At 34.7% G+C, this 18,408-nt stretch carries 16 protein-coding genes; 12 read left to right on the top strand and 4 right to left on the bottom strand.

What is annotated here, in order from left to right; genetic code table 11:
• Positions 1–25: 25 nt before the first annotated feature.
• Positions 26–2,026 carry a CHASE2 domain-containing serine/threonine-protein kinase gene (locus DTUR_RS09235; RefSeq protein WP_012584135.1) on the top strand — a complete coding sequence of 667 codons (2,001 nt, stop codon included), beginning with the start codon at positions 26–28 and terminating at the stop codon, positions 2,024–2,026.
• A gap of 1 nt (position 2,027) precedes the next feature.
• On the opposite strand, the gene DTUR_RS09230 is transcribed toward DTUR_RS09235, so the two are convergent.
• Positions 2,028–2,489, bottom strand: a complete 462-nt coding sequence (locus tag DTUR_RS09230) for an FHA domain-containing protein (protein WP_012584134.1) — start codon at positions 2,487–2,489, stop codon at positions 2,028–2,030.
• A 152-nt stretch (positions 2,490–2,641) separates the two neighbouring features.
• Between DTUR_RS09230 and DTUR_RS09225 the strand changes: the two genes are divergently transcribed.
• The 7 genes from DTUR_RS09225 to argH are packed head-to-tail and all read left to right on the top strand — an operon-like array spanning position 2,642 to position 12,857.
• The gene (locus DTUR_RS09225; protein ID WP_012584133.1) at positions 2,642–3,835 is read left to right on the top strand and encodes an argininosuccinate synthase; all 1,194 of its coding nucleotides are present in this window, start codon (positions 2,642–2,644) and stop codon (positions 3,833–3,835) included.
• Entirely contained in the window at positions 3,828–4,838 is a 1,011-nt protein-coding gene (gene argC, locus DTUR_RS09220; RefSeq protein WP_012584132.1) for an N-acetyl-gamma-glutamyl-phosphate reductase, read from the top strand. Before DTUR_RS09225 ends, argC begins: the two co-directional genes overlap by 8 nt.
• A 21-nt stretch (positions 4,839–4,859) precedes the next feature.
• On the top strand, positions 4,860–6,029 hold the full coding sequence (argJ, locus tag DTUR_RS09215; protein ID WP_012584131.1) for a bifunctional glutamate N-acetyltransferase/amino-acid acetyltransferase ArgJ: 1,170 nt from the start codon (positions 4,860–4,862) through the stop codon (positions 6,027–6,029).
• A 9-nt stretch (positions 6,030–6,038) separates the two neighbouring features.
• On the top strand, positions 6,039–7,196 hold the full coding sequence (locus DTUR_RS09210; RefSeq protein WP_012584130.1) for an aspartate aminotransferase family protein: 1,158 nt from the start codon (positions 6,039–6,041) through the stop codon (positions 7,194–7,196).
• 2 nt (positions 7,197–7,198) lie between these two features.
• A complete protein-coding gene (gene carA, locus DTUR_RS09205; RefSeq protein ID WP_012584129.1) occupies positions 7,199–8,275 on the top strand; it encodes a glutamine-hydrolyzing carbamoyl-phosphate synthase small subunit in 1,077 nt (358 codons plus the stop codon).
• A gap of 14 nt (positions 8,276–8,289) precedes the next feature.
• Positions 8,290–11,454 carry a carbamoyl-phosphate synthase large subunit gene (gene carB / locus DTUR_RS09200; protein WP_012584128.1) on the top strand — a complete coding sequence of 1,055 codons (3,165 nt, stop codon included), beginning with the start codon at positions 8,290–8,292 and terminating at the stop codon, positions 11,452–11,454.
• On the top strand, positions 11,418–12,857 hold the full coding sequence (gene argH / locus DTUR_RS09195; protein ID WP_012584127.1) for an argininosuccinate lyase: 1,440 nt from the start codon (positions 11,418–11,420) through the stop codon (positions 12,855–12,857). The genes carB and argH overlap by 37 nt, the downstream gene beginning before the upstream one ends.
• Here the strand turns inward: argH and DTUR_RS09190 are convergent.
• The 3 genes from DTUR_RS09190 to DTUR_RS09180 are packed head-to-tail and all read right to left on the bottom strand — an operon-like array spanning position 12,854 to position 14,322.
• Positions 12,854–13,846 (bottom strand): DUF128 domain-containing protein, encoded by a 993-nt coding sequence (locus DTUR_RS09190; RefSeq protein ID WP_012584126.1) that lies wholly within the window; start codon positions 13,844–13,846, stop codon positions 12,854–12,856. The two genes, argH and DTUR_RS09190, sit on opposite strands and share 4 nt — an antisense overlap.
• 10 nt (positions 13,847–13,856) lie before the next feature.
• On the bottom strand, positions 13,857–14,120 hold the full coding sequence (locus DTUR_RS09185) for a hypothetical protein (RefSeq protein WP_012584125.1): 264 nt from the start codon (positions 14,118–14,120) through the stop codon (positions 13,857–13,859).
• Positions 14,121–14,139: 19 nt separating this feature from the next.
• Positions 14,140–14,322 carry a hypothetical protein gene (locus DTUR_RS09180; RefSeq protein ID WP_012548709.1) on the bottom strand — a complete coding sequence of 61 codons (183 nt, stop codon included), beginning with the start codon at positions 14,320–14,322 and terminating at the stop codon, positions 14,140–14,142.
• A 130-nt stretch (positions 14,323–14,452) separates the two neighbouring features.
• On the opposite strand from DTUR_RS09180, the gene DTUR_RS09175 reads away from it, so the two are divergent.
• The 4 genes from DTUR_RS09175 (at position 14,453) to DTUR_RS09160 (ending at position 18,366) form a co-directional block, all read left to right on the top strand.
• On the top strand, positions 14,453–15,241 hold the full coding sequence (locus DTUR_RS09175; RefSeq protein WP_012584124.1) for a sugar phosphate isomerase/epimerase family protein: 789 nt from the start codon (positions 14,453–14,455) through the stop codon (positions 15,239–15,241).
• A 214-nt stretch (positions 15,242–15,455) separates the two neighbouring features.
• Positions 15,456–16,301 (top strand): MurR/RpiR family transcriptional regulator, encoded by an 846-nt coding sequence (locus tag DTUR_RS09170; protein WP_012584123.1) that lies wholly within the window; start codon positions 15,456–15,458, stop codon positions 16,299–16,301.
• A 12-nt stretch (positions 16,302–16,313) separates the two neighbouring features.
• Positions 16,314–17,270, top strand: coding sequence for a phosphoglycerate dehydrogenase (locus tag DTUR_RS09165; RefSeq protein WP_012584122.1), 957 nt, complete (start codon positions 16,314–16,316; stop codon positions 17,268–17,270).
• A gap of 100 nt (positions 17,271–17,370) precedes the next feature.
• Positions 17,371–18,366, top strand: a complete 996-nt coding sequence (locus tag DTUR_RS09160) for a C4-dicarboxylate TRAP transporter substrate-binding protein (protein WP_012584121.1) — start codon at positions 17,371–17,373, stop codon at positions 18,364–18,366.
• Positions 18,367–18,408: the final 42 nt, after the last annotated feature.

The following is an 18,408-nucleotide window of genomic DNA, read 5'->3' as shown; positions in this document are numbered from 1 at the left end:
TATAGTAAAATAAGTACGAGGGGATATGAAAAGAATATTAATAAAGTTTGGGCTTCTTTTTATCTTTTTTGTATTGCTTCTTATCTTATCTAACCTTAATTTTTTTAAGGTATGGGAGAAGCAAACAATAGATCTTAGATTTCATTTAAGAGGAGAAATTGCTCCCTATAAAGATATAGTTATAGTAGGCATTGACGATAATTCTATTTTGGAACTTGGTAATTGGCCCTGGAATAGGAGTATTCATGGTAAGCTTCTTGATGTATTAAAAAGAGAGAGTCCTAAACTTGTTGTTTTTGATATTCTTTTTGATACTGTTACTCCCTCCGACGTATTCTTAGCTGAAAAAGTAAAACTATCTGGTAATGTTATTCTTTCTGGATATCTTCAAAGTTATTTTGATAAGAGATTAAAAATTAATGTGATGTCTTTAAAGGAGCCTGTTGGTATCCTAAAAAGTTCTGCTCTTGGCAGTGGCTATAGTAATTTATATATTGATGAGGATAACAAGGTAAGAAGGGTAAAAATTTATGAAAATTCTGGCTCAATAAAATATTACTCTCTTTCTCTTGTGGCTTATAAATTTATAAGTAAACAAGACTTATCATCTCTTGTCTTGAAATTACCTTCGGATTTCTATATTAACTTTAGGGGAGGAGAGGGAACTTACAAAATTTATTCTTATATTGATGTTTTGAGAGGAAATTTTCCAAAAAATACTTTTAAGAACAAGATAGTTCTAATAGGTGCTGTAAGCCCTGTATTAAAAGATCTTTTCTTGCATCCCTTTTCGGGATTCACCTCAAGATTAGGAGTAAATTATTCCTATATGTCTGGAGTGGAAATTCATGCAAATATAATTGATAATTTGTTTATGCATGACTTTTTTGTCCCAATTTTTCCGGGATTTGTTTTCATTATAAATTTTCTTGCAGTATTTTTGCCAGGAGTTCTTTTTGGAAGGAGAATTATACTGAATCTTTTCTTAACTTTTTTGTTTATTTTCCTCTACTTTATGTTCTCTTATCAGGCTTTTATAAATAAAGTTTTACTTCCTTTAGTTTCGCCTTCTGTAGGTCTGATCTTTTCATTTTTAGGAAATGTAATTTATTTGAATTTAATACCCAAGGAAAGATTAGAAGGTGTAGTAATAAAGAGGAGGTATAAAATACTTAAGAAGCTTGGATCAGGCGGAATGGCATCAGTTTATCTTGCTTTAGATAGGAAAACAGAGAAAGAAGTTGCTATAAAAATTCTTCATCCTCAATATGCTGAAGATAAGGAGGTATTAGAGAGATTTTATAGAGAGATAGAGATCTGCAAGGTTCTTGATCATCCTTATATTGTGAAAATTTTGGATCATGGCAAAGAAAATGATTATGTCTTTATGGTTATGGAGTTTGTTAATGGTAAGGATTTGAAGAAGATTATAGAAGAGAGGAAGAGAATTCCTGTTTCTATGGCGGTTGAGATTGTTAAAAAAGTAGCCGAAGCTCTTTCTTATGCTAATTCAAAAAATATAGTACATAGGGATATAAAACCCCAGAATATTATGATTACAAAAGATGGAAAAGTAAAGCTTATGGACTTTGGGATAGCTCGAATTGGAGGGCTTTCTACATTAACCCAAACAGGTATGTTTATGGGTACTCCACAGTATGCCTCTCCAGAGCAGTTAGAGGGTAAAAAAGTAGATGTAAGGTCGGATATATTTTCTCTTGGGATTGTTTTTTATGAGATGTTGACAGGAATTCTTCCATATTCCGAAGAAACTACCATTTCTCTTATGCTGAAAAGATATCAAGAAGATTTACCTGATGTAAGAACTATAAATCCTGAGGTTCCTGAAGGAATAGCGAAAATTATTGAAAAGATGACCGCGAGATTTCCTGAATTTAGATATCAGACTCTAGAAGAGCTTCTTGAGGATTTAAAAAGAGGATACCCTCTTCATCCTTATGATAGGAAGAATATTTTATCATCTGATACTATAATTAAGAGGGATAATGACAAAGAGAGTTATTGAATTATAAACACTTAAATACTAAAACCACATCTCCTAATTGAACAATATCTCCATCATGAAGTAATTCTTTTGTTACTTTAATACCATTTACCATGGTTCCATTGGCGCTTCCTAAATCTTCTATGAAATATTTGTCTTCACTACGAATTATTTTGGCATGAAATCTGGAAACTGTAGGATTAGGGATAACAATATCATTTTCCTGCTCTCTTCCTATGGTAGTTTCGTCTTTTACAATTTTAAAATCTTTCCCTCTATTTTCTCCGTGTTTTACTATTAGATATGCCCAATTTATAGGAAGTAAAGAGGCATCAAGCTTCATGGTATTGGAAGTGCCTATTATTTCTTCGCCTTTCTCTAATTTGTGAAATTGAGGTTTTTTCTCTTTTCTTAATCTCAAGATTATATCTATAGCTAAGAGAATGATAAAAAGGATCAACAGTATGTATAAAGTAATACTCATAGGAATTCCTCCTTCCCTTATTTTTGAAAACTTTCTAAAGTATACTATACGAAACTTTTTTTGGACAATATTTGTTAAATTTTTTTTAATCTCTGTGTAAATATGCAATTTTATGGTATAATTTTTCAAAATTTAAAAGGAGGTAACGTAAAGTGGAAAGAGAAAAAGTAGTATTAGCCTATTCTGGTGGTTTAGATACTTCTGTGGCAATAAAGTGGCTCATGCAAAAATATTCACTTGATGTGATAACCTTAACGGTAGATATAGGTCAGGGTATAGATCTTAACGAGATAAAAAATAAGGCAGAAAATTTGGGGGTTGAAAAAGCTTATGTGTTGGATTTAAGAGAGGAGTTTATAAAAGATTACATTATTCCTGCTATAAAATCTAATGCCATGTATGAGAGGGTCTACCCTCTTGCTACTGCTTTATCCAGACCTTTGATTGCAAAATATTTGGTGAAGGTAGCTAAAGAAAATGGTGCAAAATATGTAGCTCACGGATGTACAGGTAAGGGAAATGATCAGGTAAGAATTGATTTAGGAGTCAAAGCCCTTGCTCCTGATCTAGAGATTATTGCTCCTGTGAGGGAGTGGAATTTTTCGAGAGAAGAGGAGATTGAATATGCCATAGAGAATAATATTCCTATTCCGGTTTCTCGAAAAAATCCTTATAGTATTGATGAGAATTTATGGGGTAGGAGCATAGAAGGGGGTATTTTAGAGGATCCTTGGCAAGAACCCCCCGAGGATATTTATTTATGGACAAAATTGGAGAATAAAGAGCCATCCTATATTGAGATAACCTTTGAGAAGGGTATTCCAGTAAAGTTAAACGGTGTTGAGAAGGATCTTGTGGGGCTTATAGAAGAGCTGAATAAAATTGCAGGAAGTTACGGTATTGGAAGAATTGATCATATAGAAAATAGGCTTGTGGGGATTAAATCAAGAGAAATATATGAGGCTCCAGCTGCTTTGGTTATTATAAAAGCCCATGAGGCTTTAGAAGATCTTGTTTTGCCAAGAGAGCTTGCTCATTTTAAGAGGATGCTTGAGGATAAATATGCTGAGCTTGTATATTATGGACTTTGGTTTGATCCTTTCCGAGAAGCTCTTCAAGCATTTATGGATAAGACTCAAGAAAGGGTAACAGGAAAGGTGAAAATAAAACTTATTCCTTGGAGTTTTTCAATAGTTGGTAGGGACTCCCCTTACTCCTTGTATGACCATAGTCTTGCTACTTATGATAAAGGTAGCACTTTCTCAACAGAATCTGCTGTTGGCTTTATAAAGCTTTTTGGGCTTCAAAACTATCTCTATGCCTTGAAGGGAGGTAAAAATGCTTAAAGTAGGAATAGTTGGGGCCTCGGGATATGTGGGACTTGAACTTACGAGAATACTCTTAAGACATCCTCAGGTAGATAAGCTTTATCTTTTCTCTGATCACTTTGAGGATTCGTGGGTTTTTAAGTCGGAAAAAATTTTTATTACTGATAGAAGTACTTATAGTGAACTTTACAAGGATTTAGATGTAGTATTTTTTGCTCTTGGAAGCGGGGAGACTTTGGGATTTTTGAGTAAAGGAGAAATTCCAGAAAGATTTATAGATATGAGTGCTGATTTTAGGTTTAAAAATCCGGGAGAATATGAAAGGGTTTATGGAATAAAACATAATATGCCTGAGATTTTAGAAAAGGTAGTATATGGTCTTCCTGAAATTTTTAGAGATAAGATTAAAGGCGCACAGTATATAGCTAATCCTGGATGTTATCCTACCGCATCTCTTCTGGGACTTTTTCCCTTGATAAAAAATAATTTAACCTATGGAAATGCTATTATTGATGCTAAGTCTGGTATTTCAGGGGCAGGTAGAAAACCTACTGATAAAAGTATATATGGCAATATAGCTGAAAATTATCAAGCTTATTCAATACTAAATCACAGACATCAACCTGAAATTGAAAATGTAATTAAGGAGATAGGATATTTAAGGGTTTTGTTTGTTCCTCAACTTATTCCAGTATTTAGAGGTATGTTTGTCTCCATATATGTTCCTCTTAGAGATGAGATAACCTCTGAGGATTTGTATCAGATTTTTAAAGAGGTATATGAAGATGAATATTTTATAAAAGTATTACCTCCATCTTGCTCTCCAGAGATTAAAAAGGTGAGAGGAACAAATTGGGCAGTGATAAGTGCTCAGGCGGATAAGAATACAAAAAATGCTGTAATTTTGGTTGCCATAGATAATCTAATAAAAGGGGCAGCAGGGCAAGCAATTCAGAATATGAATATTATGTTTGGTTTTGCGGAAAGTTTAGGACTTGACTTTTTACCTTTATATCCATAAAGAGAAGAGAGGTTGAATAATATGTCTTGGAAAACAGAAAAGTTGTATCTTACCAACATAAAGGGAGTAAAGGCTGCTGCTGTTTCTTGCGGATTAAAAGAAGATAATAAATTAGATCTTGCATTGATAGTGCTTGATAAACCTGCAAAGGCAACTGCCATGTTTACAAGGAATACAGTTAAGGCTGCCCCCGTAATAGTTTCTAAGAAACATTTAGAGAAGTATGGTCTTGTTCAAGCGATAATAATAAATAGTGGCCAGGCAAATGCCTGTACTGGAGGAAGAGGAATTAAAGATGCTGAATTTATGGCTGAGGAGGTAGCAAAAAGGGTTGGAATTGAAAAAGAATTAGTTTTTGTGGCTTCTACGGGGAAAATAGGAGCTTATCTGGAAAAAGAGAAAATAGCTTATGGAATAGAACTGGCCTATAAAAATTTGTCGGAAAATTCTGGAGAGAGTATAGCAGAAGCTATTATGACTACAGATACATTTCCCAAAATTTCAGGAGCAAAAAGGGGAGATGCCGTTATAAGTGGAGTAGCAAAAGGAGCAGGAATGATTCATCCTAATATGGCTACTATGTTGGCTTTTATAGGAACCAATGTAAAGCTTGGCAGTGAAGAGTTAAAAAGAGTTTTAAAAAAGAGTGTAGATAAATCTTTTCATCAGATAAGTGTGGATGGATGTAGTAGTACCAATGATACGGTTCTTCTTTTCTCTACAGGTGAGGTTTTAGATAAGACTTTTCAAAAGGGGTTAGATATGGTTGCGCAAGATCTTGCTAAGATGATTGCAAGAGATGGTGAAGGGGCTAAAAAGCTTATTGAGGTGATAGTGGAGAAGGCAAGAAGTTTGAAAGAAGCGAAGGTTATAGCAAGATCGGTGGTTGTATCCAATCTTGTGAAGGCGGCAATTGCTGGAGGTGATGATAATTGGGGGAGAGTTCTTGCAAGTATAGGACAGACTGAATACTCTTTTGATCTCAATAAAATAGAGCTTTATATAGGTGATCATTTAGTCTTTGCAAAAAATGAACCTTTAGGTTATAATTCACAGGAAGTGAAAAACTACTTAAAGGGTAATGAAGTAAGAATAAGAATAATACTCAACGAAGGCAGATACAGTGCAATTTCCTGGGGATGTGATCTTACTGAAGAGTATGTGAAGATAAACGCATACTACAGAACATGAGGTGGAAATATGAAAGAAGATAGGTTTTTCCCTGTGTATAAGAGATTCAAGCCTGTGTTTGTAAGGGGAGAGGGAGTTTGGTTATTTGATGATCAAGGGAAAAAATATTTAGATCTTACCAGTGGAATAGGAGTGAATGCTTTAGGACATTCTCATCCAGAGATAGTTAAAAGGGTGAAAGAGCAGATAGAAAAATTGAGTCATGTCTCAAACCTATTTTATAATCTGCCGCAGTTTGAGCTTCTTGAAAGGCTTGCCTCCCTTACAAAAAGGGAGGCATTTTTTTTATGTAATAGTGGTGCCGAAGCTGTAGAAGCAGCAATTAAGTTATCCAGAAAATATTTTGATGGCCAAAAATGGAAAATTATCAGTATGAATAATTCTTTTCATGGAAGAACTTATGGTGCTCTTTCTGCTACAGGACAAAAAAAATATCACGAAGGTTTTGGGCCTCTTGTTCCGGGATTTATTTACGTTCCCTATAACGATGTTTCAGCCCTTGAAAGTGCTATTGACGAGGAAACTTGTGCTGTGATTTTAGAGCCTATACAAGGAGAGGGAGGAGTAAATCCTGCAGATAAAGAATATTTAAAGAGAGTAAGAGAAATAACAAAGGAGCTAGGAATTCTTTTGATCTTTGATGAAATTCAAACAGGTATAGGAAGGACAGGATATTTCCTTGCCGAAGAATACTATGAAGTAGAAGCAGATATAATCCTTCTTGCAAAGGCTCTTGGAGGAGGTCTTCCTCTTGGAGCTGTATGCACTTCAAAAGATATTGCTCAAGTAATGGGTCCTGGGTCTCATGGTACTACTATGGGAGGAAATCTTGTGGTATGTGCCGCAGGTACTGCAGTTCTTGATATTGTAGGTAATGAGAAGTTTTTGAGAGAGGTAAGAGAAAAAGGAAGATTTTTAGAGGAAAAACTAAAAGACTTATTGGAGCTTCCTATAGTTAAAGAGATAAGAGGTAGAGGACTTATGTGGGGTATAGAGCTAAAGGATATAAAGGTAAGGGAACTTCAGGAGGAATTGATAGAGGAAGGTGTACTTGTTCTTTCTGCAGGAGAAAATGTCTTGAGGCTTCTTCCTCCTTTAATAGTAACTAAAGAAGAGTTAGAAAAGGGTATAGAGACTATAAAAGAAGCTTTACAAAAGAGGTGTTAGTAATGAAAGGAAAGGAAGCTATTCTTGTTTTAGAGACAGGGCATAGTTTTATAGGGGAAAGTTTTGGATATGAGGGCGAGGTAGTAGGAGAGATCGTTTTTAATACAGGGATGGTGGGATATCCTCAAACTTTAACAGACCCTTCTTATGCTAATCAGATAATTGTGTTTTCTTATCCTCTCATAGGAAACTATGGGGTAGATACGGAAAGACTTGAAAGTTCAAAGATTCATTGTTCGGGGGTTGTGGCAAGGGAGTTTAATGATTACAAGTTTCATTGGAATAGTAAAAAATCTCTAAGGGAATTTTTGATTGAAAACAAAATTGTAGGAATTCATAAAGTAGATACCCGAGCCATAGTGAGAGAGATAAGAAAATTTGGTACTATGAAGGCAATTATATCTACAAAAGAAAAAGATGTCTTTGTGCTTGCCAAAAAGCTTCTAAAATATGATTTTAATTATCTTGACTTAGTAAGAAGAGTTACTACTACGGTACCTTACGAAGTAAATCCAGAGGGAGATAAAAAATTAGCCCTTTTGGATTTTGGAGTAAAAATGGGTATATTAAGGGAGCTTTTAAAGTATAATTTTAGAATAAAAGTCTTTCCCGCTTGGACCTCTTTTGAAGATATTAAAAGCTATAATCCTGATGGTATAGTCTTATCTAATGGTCCTGGGGATCCTTCTAACGTGCCCTATGTTCAAGAGACTATTAGAAGGATTATGGCTCTTGAAAAGCCAGTTCTTGGGATATGCCTTGGTATTCAACTTATAGCTTTAAGCCTTGGTGCAAAAACTTATAAATTAAAGTTTGGACATAGAGGGGCTAACCATCCTGTATACCATGTGGACTCAGGAAGGACTTATATAACTTCTCAAAACCATAGCTATGCTATAGACGAGAGGACTTTACCAAAGGGCTTTGAAGTGAATTATTATAATCTGAACGATCATACTGTGGAAGGAATAAAACACAACTTTTTGCCTCTTGTAGCGGTACAATTTCATCCAGAGGCATCTCCAGGTCCATGGGATACCAAATTTATATTTGAAGAGTACTATAGACTTTTTGATTAGTGAGGTGAGATATATTGAGTAAATATAAGAAGGTTTTAGTTATAGGTTCAGGACCTATAGTGATAGGACAAGCGGCAGAGTTTGACTACTCCGGTACTCAGGCTTGTAGGGCTTTGAAGGAAGAAGGGGTTGAAGTAGTACTTATCAATTCAAATCCTGCTACTATAATGACTGATTGGGAGATGGCTGATAGAATCTACATAGAACCCATAACTGCGGAAGTGATAGAAAGAATCATAGAAAAAGAAAAACCTGATGGCATAATTGCTACTCTTGGCGGACAGACAGGTTTAAACCTTGCCATGGAGCTTGCCTCTATAGGAATACTTGAAAAGTATGGTATTCCTCTTCTTGGAGCATCTCTTGAATCTATTAGTATGGCTGAAGATAGAGAACTTTTTAGGAAGAGAATGGAAGAGATTGGAGAACCTGTACTTCCAAGTGTGGTTGTAAGGTCCATGGAGGAAGGGAGAAAAGCTCTTGAGATAATTGGATTACCTCTTGTCATTAGACCCGCTTATACCCTTGGAGGAACTGGTGGGGGAATTGTAGAGAGCGTTGAAGAATTTGAGAAGGCTCTTTTAAGAAGTTTAAAATTGAGTCCTGTGAGCCAGGCCCTTCTTGAGAAAAGCGTAGTAGGATGGAAGGAAATTGAGTTTGAGGTAATGAGGGATAGAAAAGGTAATGTGATTACTGTTTGTAGTATGGAGAATGTGGATCCTATGGGCATACATACAGGAGACAGTATTGTGGTTGCGCCAACTCAGACCCTTAATGACATAGAGTATCAAATGCTGAGAACAGCCTCTTTAAAAATAATTACTGCACTAAAAATTGAGGGTGGATGTAATATTCAATATGCTTTAAATCCTAATAAAAGGGAATATTATGTGATTGAGGTTAATCCAAGAGTAAGTAGGTCCTCTGCTTTGGCGTCTAAAGCTACGGGTTTTCCTATTGCAAGACTCACAGCCAAAATTGCTCTCGGAAAGACTCTTGATGAAATAAAAAATCCTGTAACCGGTGAAACTTATGCAGCTTTTGAACCTGCCCTGGATTATGTGGTGATAAAGATTCCAAGATGGGCTTTTGAGAAATTTAGAGTTAAAGATAGAAGATTAGGCACCCAAATGCAGGCCACAGGTGAAGTTATGGCTCTTGGAAGAACTTTCGAAGAGGCATTGCTGAAGGCTTTAAGGTCTTTGGAGGTTGATGCAGGGCTTTTTGATAGAAGGTATTCTTATTTTAGCGATGATGAAATAAGAAAGTATTTAAAAATGGCTGATGATAGGAGATTATTTTTACTTGCTGAAGGCTTTATGAGGGGTCTTACGGTAGATGAAGCTTACGAATTAACTAAGATAGATAAATTTTTCCTTACCAAGATATACAACCTTATAGAGGTCTCCAAGAAATATAAGGGTAAAAGTCTAAGTGAGCTTTCTCCTGATGAAATTAGAGAACTTAAAAAGATGGGGTTTGGGGACTATGATCTTTCTTGCTTCTTAAATGCTACAAAAGATGAAATCTTTGCTTATAGAAGGCTCCATAAAATCTTTCCGGTTTATAAGATAGTTGATACTTGTGCGGCAGAATTTTCTGCAAATACTCCTTATTATTACTCTACTTATGAAGAGGAGAATGAGGCTCAGAAAAACCCACAACGATCTGTTGTAGTGCTTGGTAGCGGTCCTATAAGAATAGGACAGGGAATAGAGTTTGATTACTGCACTGTCCATGCTGTAAAGGCTATTAAAGAAGAAGGTTTGGTGTCCATAATGATTAACAATAACCCAGAGACTTTAAGTACTGATTTTGATATGTCGGATCGACTATATTTTGAGCCTCTGACCAGTGAGGATGTTACTAACATTATGGAGCAAGAAGAGCCTCTTGGGTTCCTCTCCCAATTTGGAGGCCAAACCGCTATTAATTTATCAAAGAATCTTGAAAAAAGAGGTTTTTACCTCCTTGGAACATCTCAAAAGAGCATAGATCTTGCAGAAGATAGAGAAAAATTTGATAGATTCCTAAGAAAAAATAAAATCCCAAGACCTAAAGGATTTTATATAAGAAATATTAATGAAGCCAAGGAGGTAATAGAGGAAATTGGATTTCCAGTACTCTTGAGGCCATCTTATGTGCTTGGTGGAAGGGCTATGATTATTGTTTACAATATGGAAGATTTAGAAAGTTATTTTGAAAGAAAAGATATAATCTTACCTTTGTGGATGGATCAATTTATAGTGGGTAAAGAGGCGGAAGTAGATCTTCTCTGTGATGGAAAAGAAGTATTTATTCCTGGGATTATGGAACATATTGAGAGGGCTGGTATTCATTCAGGAGATAGTACTACTGTTTTTCCTCATTATACACTCTCTCAGGAAGTGGTAGATAAAATTGTAGACTATTCCACAAAAATAGCTCTTGGACTTGAAGTTAAGGGGCTTTTGAATATTCAGTATGTAATATCTTCTAAGGATGAAGAAGTATATGTCTTGGAGGCAAATCCAAGAGCCTCAAGAACTATTCCTTATCTTAGTAAAGCTTTAAAATTACCTTTAGTAAAATATGCTACAAAAATTGCTCTTGGTTATACTCTGCGAGAGCTTGGGCTAAAACCTGGACTTTATCCTAAACCCAATTATTATGCTGTAAAAGCCCCTGTTTTCTCATTCACAAAAATAAAGGGTGCAGAAGTAGAACTTGGTCCTGAAATGAGATCTACAGGGGAGGTTATGGGAATAGATTATGAATGGTCTAAAGCTCTCTATAAGGCACTATATGCTAGTGGAGTAAAAGTTCCCATAAATGGGGGTAAAATATTTGTTACCACTGTTATTCCTTCTAAATGGAAAGAATTAAAAAAATTAGGCTTTAAGCTCTTTTCTCTTGAAAATCATGAGGATTTTACAAAGGTAGAGATGAGAGGAGACGAATTATCTACTCTTACTAATTATGATTTTGACCTTGTAGTGGCTGTGAACGATAAAGACAAGCCATGGAGGAGGGCATGTTTTGATATTGGACTTTCTTGTATTGTTTCGGAAGACATGTGGAATGCGGTGGTAAAGATGATTATGGAGTTTGGAGATAAAGATATAGATTATAGAGCAATTCAGGAGTTTTATGAGGAGGAAGTATGGCTCTCTGGGGAAGCCGCTGGAGAAAGCCGTTAGATAAAACGGTAGAAGATTTTACATATTCACTTGACTTTGATAAAAGACTATGGAAGGCAGATCTTACAGGTACCCTTGCCCATGTAATTATGCTTAATAAAATTGGAGTTATTTCAGAAGAGGAATTAAAAACTCTGAAAAAGGAGATTAAAAATCTTTATCTTGAAATTCTAAATAATCCTGATTTAATAAGAGATAGCGAAGATGTTCATACCTTTATTGAGGAAAATTTGACTAAGAAAATTGGAGATATAGGCAAAAAAATTCATACAGGAAGAAGTAGAAATGATCAGGTAGTTCTTGATTTGAGACTTTATCTAAAGGAAGAAGCTTGTAATATAGCGGAGTTACTAATAGATTTAAGAAAAGTCCTTTTTGATCTTTCAGAGAAATTTATAAACGTACCTATGCCAGGATACACTCATCTTCAGCAGGCTCAGCCTGTAACTCTTGCTCATTATTTTTTAGCTTATGATGCTATGTTTAGCAGAGATTTGGAGAGGTTAGAAGATATATATAAGAGGATTGATGTTATGCCTCTTGGCTCTGGTGCTCTTGCAGGGAGTAATATTCCTCTTGATAGAGAGTATACTGCAAAGCTTTTAAGATTCTCAAAGATCTCTGATAATAGTATGGATGCTGTGTCTGATAGAGATTTTGTGCTCGAATTCCTTTTCTTCTCGGCTCTTGTGTATACTCATCTTTCTCGCCTTGCTGAAGAGATAATTCTTTGGTCAACTAAGGAATTTTCTTTTATAAGACTTCCTGAAGAGTACTCTACAGGAAGTAGTATGATGCCTCAAAAAAGAAATCCTGATGTAGCAGAACTTACAAGGGGAAAAACTGGAAAGGTTATAGGAAACCTTGTAAATATGTTTACTGTGGTGAAAGGGTTACCTTTAAGTTATAATAGAGATTTGCAGGAAGATAAACCATCTTTATTTTCTTCTGTGGATGAACTAAAGATAACATTAAAAGTTTGGACTGGGTTTTTATCTCATATTGAATTCAATATTGATGGGATGTATAGGTTTTCCTCTGAGGATTTTCTTTTTGCTACTGACATAGCTGAATATCTTGTGCTAAAAGGTATGCCATTTAGGGAAGCACATAAAGTTGTAGGAGAGATAGTTAGATTTTGTGAGGAAAATAATAAAAAATTTAGAGATCTTTCTCTTGAAGATTGGAGGCGTTTTTCGGATCTTTTTGATGAGAGTGTATTTAGTTTATTAACTCCAGAAAGCAGTTTAAAATTTAAGAAAACCTATGGAAGTCCTAATCCAGATATAAATAGAGAAGTAATTAAAAAGAGAAGGGAAGAAATGAAAAATACAATTGAAAAATGGAATATTTTGAGAAATAATTTACCTGATTTAGCGAAGTTGTTAGAAGGACTTTACTAAATATAGTCTTTTATAGGCTTAAGATCTTCATAGTTATAGAGTATACTCATGGCTTTATTTTCTGCCTCAATATCTGCTTCTATTATGCCAGCAATAGGATTTAACCCCCCCACTATTACAAGGGCTGAGGTTCCTTGAGTAACAGGAACACCAAAAAGTTCTTGATTGGGTTTTCCTAAGTAGATTTTGCCTTTTATATCTATTTCTTTTAGCTCTTCAATTATATTTTGAGCATCCTCCCGAGCAGAATTAGGTATTTCCCTAAAAGTAGCGAGAACTCTTCCTTCTTTCTTTTTTACCACTGAAGAAATAGAAGTCATCTTACTTTTTATGAATATTTCTAAAGGATCAAGAGTTGAACCATTGTAGGTGATTGCTTCTAAGAATCTTGTAGGTTCATGATCTTTTACTTCTAAAACTCCTGCGAACTTTGCATTCACAGGAATGCCATTTTTTATAAGGACACCATGGATGGTTACGCTACAAACAGTTCCTAAAATTACAGATTTTTCAGGGACTATTACCCCTGGAATTATTTCCTCCTCTTTTTTATCAAAAATAATGATTTTCTCACTTATCCCATAGCCCTTTTTAAGTATATCTTTCATTATATTTAAAGATTTTTGGAGATCTTTTTTAGGAATAATAGAGAGGTTTAGAATTACTTTCCCCTTCCCTGTAGATCTATCAAGGGTAACTTGATAAGCAAGATTTTCTATTTTGCTTATAATAAAGCCTAACTTATCAGCTATTAAAGCCTTTTTAATCTCTTCTCTGCCCTTCTCTGTTATAAGTCTTCCCTTTTTTCCTACTACTTTTGTTAGTCCCCGTTCGTCCATTATTTTTAAGTGATATCTCACAGCTCTATCACTTAGCTCTATACCTTTCTCCAAAAGCTTTTCTGATATGGTATTAGCACCAACAGGCTCGTTATAGTTGTTGAGTATCTCAAGGATGGCAATAACTTTTCTTTCAATATCCTTATTCATTGCTCTTTATTTAATGTATGTATGGAGATGGGGGAAAGAAGAGATCAAAATCGTCTTCTTGCTTTAGCCAACCTTCTTGTTGTAAGAATTTTTTAGTAGCTAAAGCAAGGAATTGAGCGAGAATCATTAAATCATCACTATCTACTTCCTCGTCAAATTCATCTTTTAACCTATCGGAAAGTTCCAATTTCTCAACATAATTCTCAAGAGCTGTATAATAAAAGGCAATTAATTTTTCTTCCCAATCAAAGGTAGATTTGAATCCCTTTTTCAATATAAGCTCCTCCTAATTATTATTGTTCTTTCTTTAAATTAATTTGTACTGCAGGATCTTCAAGAACCCACCTTAATACAGAGATTATTCTTTGGGCTGTTTCTCTCCTTATATACTCTGGGCCAAAGCTATCTAATAATTTTGAATGTTTATAGTCACTTAATTCTTGTATTAATTGTCTTATTTCTTCCGGTTTTCTCATTTCTATCTCTTACCTCCTTGTTTATTGTAGTTTTTATATTGTGCCTTGGATAGTTTAGCATAGAATAAGGTCTGTGACAAGAATGTGTTAGAATTAGATATATGAATATTGAGAAGGGGGAATAAAAAGTATGGAGATAGTCTGGACAGGAAGTAATTTGATAAGTCTTTCTTTAACAGAAGAAATAGATTTGATAAAGGAATATTCAAAACTTATAATTTTTGATCATCACAAATTGGTCAATTTTTTAAAGGGGAATGATAAGGAGAAAATAAAGGATATTTTGCTACGAAATGATATAAAGCCTTTGTTAATCTCTCATGATTTCAAACTCCCTTTAGAAGGAGAAAATAAGGAGATTTTAGAAATTTATGAGCTTTCAAAAGAATTAGACCTTCCTTTTCTCCTTATTAATCCTTGTGAGAAGCCCTCTAATATAAGCTTTAATGTGGCTTTGGAGATGTTTGCAAAAAATCTTTCAAGGTCTTTATCAAAGATTGATTTGCTAATAGTAATAAGGATAAATGCTTTCTCAGTAGTTAACACTTTAAGTAAAGCTTATAAGGTTTTGAACTTAATAAAAGAGAGGGAAAGATTAAGTTTAGCTTTTGATACTTTTCATTTTTACTTAGGTGGAGAAGATTTTGATGTATTTAGAGATAAGGATTTTTCTCAAATAAAATTTGTTTTTTTAAAGGATGCAGAAAACGTTCCAAGATATTATCTAAAAGAAAATCAGCAAGTTTTTCCAGGCGAAGGGGTTATTCCTTTAGTTCAGATTTTAACTTATTTAAGAGATGGGGGATTTAATGGGTATATTGTTCCCGAGGTAGTAAGGCCAGAATACGAGAAGATGAAGCCAGAAGAATATGTTTCTAAATTAATGGAAACTACAAGAAGGATAATGAGTTATCTATAAAAGTTTTTTGTTTTTGATTCCTATTAGTAATTTTTTACCGGTCTTTTGTAGAAAATTTTCATCTTATAACTCTATTGACATTTTTACACCCTATAATATTATAATTAAACATAGAAATATACTTTAATTTTTTATTTTTGTAAAAATTTTTCTTAAAAGAAATTTTAAAAGGAAATTTTTATAAAATGTAAAATTTTTTCTTAGGGGGAACAAAATGGATAATAGTATTCTTGAGAAGATAAAGGAACAAAAAGAGAGCTTTAGAGATTCGGAAGAAAAAGTAGCAAATTATATTTTAGCTCGTTGGCAGGAAGTTCTTCATCTTCCAATCACAGAACTTGCCGAAAGAATAGGAGTAAGTGAAGCAACTATAGTGAGAATGTGCAAAAAACTTGGGCTTAGAGGTTTTCAAGAATTAAAGATTGCTCTTGCAACGGAGAAAATTCAACCTATTAAGACTGTACATCAAGCAGTACAAGAGGGAGACGATTTGGAAACAATTCTTAAAAAAGTTTTCTCGGCGAATATAAGGGCAATGGAGTCTACGTTAAATGTCATTTCTGTAAAAGAAATCGAAAGAGCAATTGATGCTATTTTGAATGCAAGACAACTTCAGATATATGGAGTTGGAGGATCGGGACCTGTAGCCCTTGATGCTCAGCATAAATTTATGAAAACTGGAATTCCTACCGTGGCTTATATAGATAGCCATATGATGGCAATGTCTGCAAGTATCCTTGAACCTCAGGATGTGGTTATAGGGATATCGGCATCAGGAAGTAGTAAAGATATTTTTGAGGCTTTGGAACTTGCCAAAAATAGAGGTGCTACTACAATTGGAATTACTCATTATGCGAAAACCCCTCTTGATAGGGTTCTTGACATAAAGCTCTCGGTTTCTTCTGAAGAAACCTTTTATAGAACGGAGAGTACTTCTGCAAGGATAGCTCAACTTTCTATTATAGATACTTTGTATATAGGCGTAGCCTTAAAAAGATTAGACAAAATGATTGAAAACCTGAAGTTGACAAGGGAAGCAATTGTTCCTAAAAGATTTTAAAAGAAGGGAGAGATGTTTTTGTTCAAAGTGCTTATTACTCCAAGAAGTTTTGAAAAAGTAAAAGATAGATTTGAGGAAATTTTCAGGAAAGAAGAGATAGAGGTAATAATTAATCCTTTGGGAAGAGTGTTAACTGAGGAGGAGATGAAGGAGTTAGTAAAAGACTTGGATGGGCTTATTGTGGGGATTGATCCTGTAACATCTGAGGTTTTAAAGAATGCTAATAAATTAAAGGTAATATCAAAGTATGGTGTAGGAGTAGATAATATTGATTTGGAAGAATCCAAGAGGAGAAATATTGTGGTTACAAATACTCCAGGAGTAAACAGTAACGCTGTGGCTGAACTTACGGTTGGTTTGATTATAAATGTTTTGAGAAAGATAAATCTTTCTGACAAGAAAACTAGGGGAGGGAACTGGAATAGATTTATAGGAAATGAATTAAGTGAGAAAACCTTAGGAGTTATAGGCACAGGAAGCATTGGGAAGAGAGTAGTTGAGCTTTTAAGAGGATTTAATCTGAGGGTTTTATGTTTTGATAAATATCCCGACTATGAATGGGCTTCAAGGGAAAAGATCTTTTATGTAACTTTACAAGAGCTTCTTGAAAAGTCTGATGTAATTACTATACATGTCCCTTTAACTAATGAAACATATCATATGATTTCTGAGAGAGAACTTAATATGTTGAAAAGGAATGCAGTGATTATAAATACTTCTCGTGGTGGGATCATTGATGAAGAGGCACTATATAAATTTTTAAAAGAGGGAAGAATTTTAGGGGCTGGATTAGATGTCTTTGAGAATGAACCTCCCATAAATTCACCTCTTCTTAAACTTGATAACGTGGTGGTTACTTCGCATATAGGTGCTCATACCGAAGAGGCGGTTATAAATATGGCAAGAATAGCGGTTGAAAATCTTGTATTAGCTTTAAAGGGTAAAGAGCCCTTATATAGAGTATGTTAAGTTAGGAGGTGAGAGGAAGGGAAAGAAATAGTTATAAGCTTTTTAAGGGTTTTTTGGGAATTTTTGAAAATAATTTCTTAAAAGGGGAGGTTTTAAAGGAATGAAAAGTTTTAAAAGGTTTTTGATGTTAGCATCTCTAATTATACTTCTTTTTGCTGTACCACTTTCTGCTCAAACTCGTCAGTTTGTTTTAAAGTTTAACCACGTTCTTTCCCCTCTTGATCCATATCATGAAGGATTCTTGAAGTGGGCAAAAGCTGTTGAAGAAAGAACAAAAGGTGGCTTAAAAATTGAGGTTTATCATAGTGCTCAATTAGGAGTTGAAGAGGATATATTGGAGCAGATTAGACAGGGAGCTAATGTAGGGCAGAACACCGATGCTGCAAGAATGGCTATGTATTTGCCAGAAATTGGTGTTATGAATTGCCCTTACTTTGTGGACAGTCCTGAAGAGGTGGCAAAGTTAAAGAAGATGCCAACAGTACATAATTGGTTAAAGACCCTTGAGGAGAAATATGGCTTTAAGGTACTTTCTTTTACTTGGATTCAAGGATTCAGACATTTTATGACTAATAAACCCATTAAAAAGCCCGAGGATTTAAAGGGTCTTAGAATAAGAACTCCTGGAACTCCAGTTTGGCAAGAATCTATCAGAGCTCTTGGAGCAACGCCAGTTGCTCTTGCTTTTGGAGATGTTTATCCTGCTCTCCAGCAAAAGGCTATAGATGGTGTAGAGCTAGTATATAACAACATACCAGGAATGAGACTTTATGAAGTATTAAAGTATGTGAATGAAACTAGACATATTCTCCTTATTAACTTTGAGGTTGTTAGTGCTAAATGGTTTAGAAGCTTGCCACCTACTTATCAGAAGATCTTAGAAGAAGAATGCGATAAGGCAGGACTTGAAACAACCAAGGTTGTGTTCCAGAGAGAAGAAGAAGTAAAGAAGTTAATACAAGAAAAGGGTATGGTAATCGTCCCTACAAAGGATATTGATCTTGAGGCGTTTAAGAAAGCTGGAGAAAAGGCTTATGAAGTATTAAAGGTAAAAGAAGTGAAAGATAGAATCTGGAAAGAGCTGAGAAAGAAGTAGGTGAAAAATTTCAAGGGGGTCCGTTCAATGTAGGACCCCCTT

Source organism: Dictyoglomus turgidum DSM 6724, from assembly GCF_000021645.1.
Classification (GTDB): Bacteria; Dictyoglomota; Dictyoglomia; order Dictyoglomales; family Dictyoglomaceae; genus Dictyoglomus; species Dictyoglomus turgidum.
This window is presented reverse-complemented; position numbering and strand designations above follow the sequence as displayed.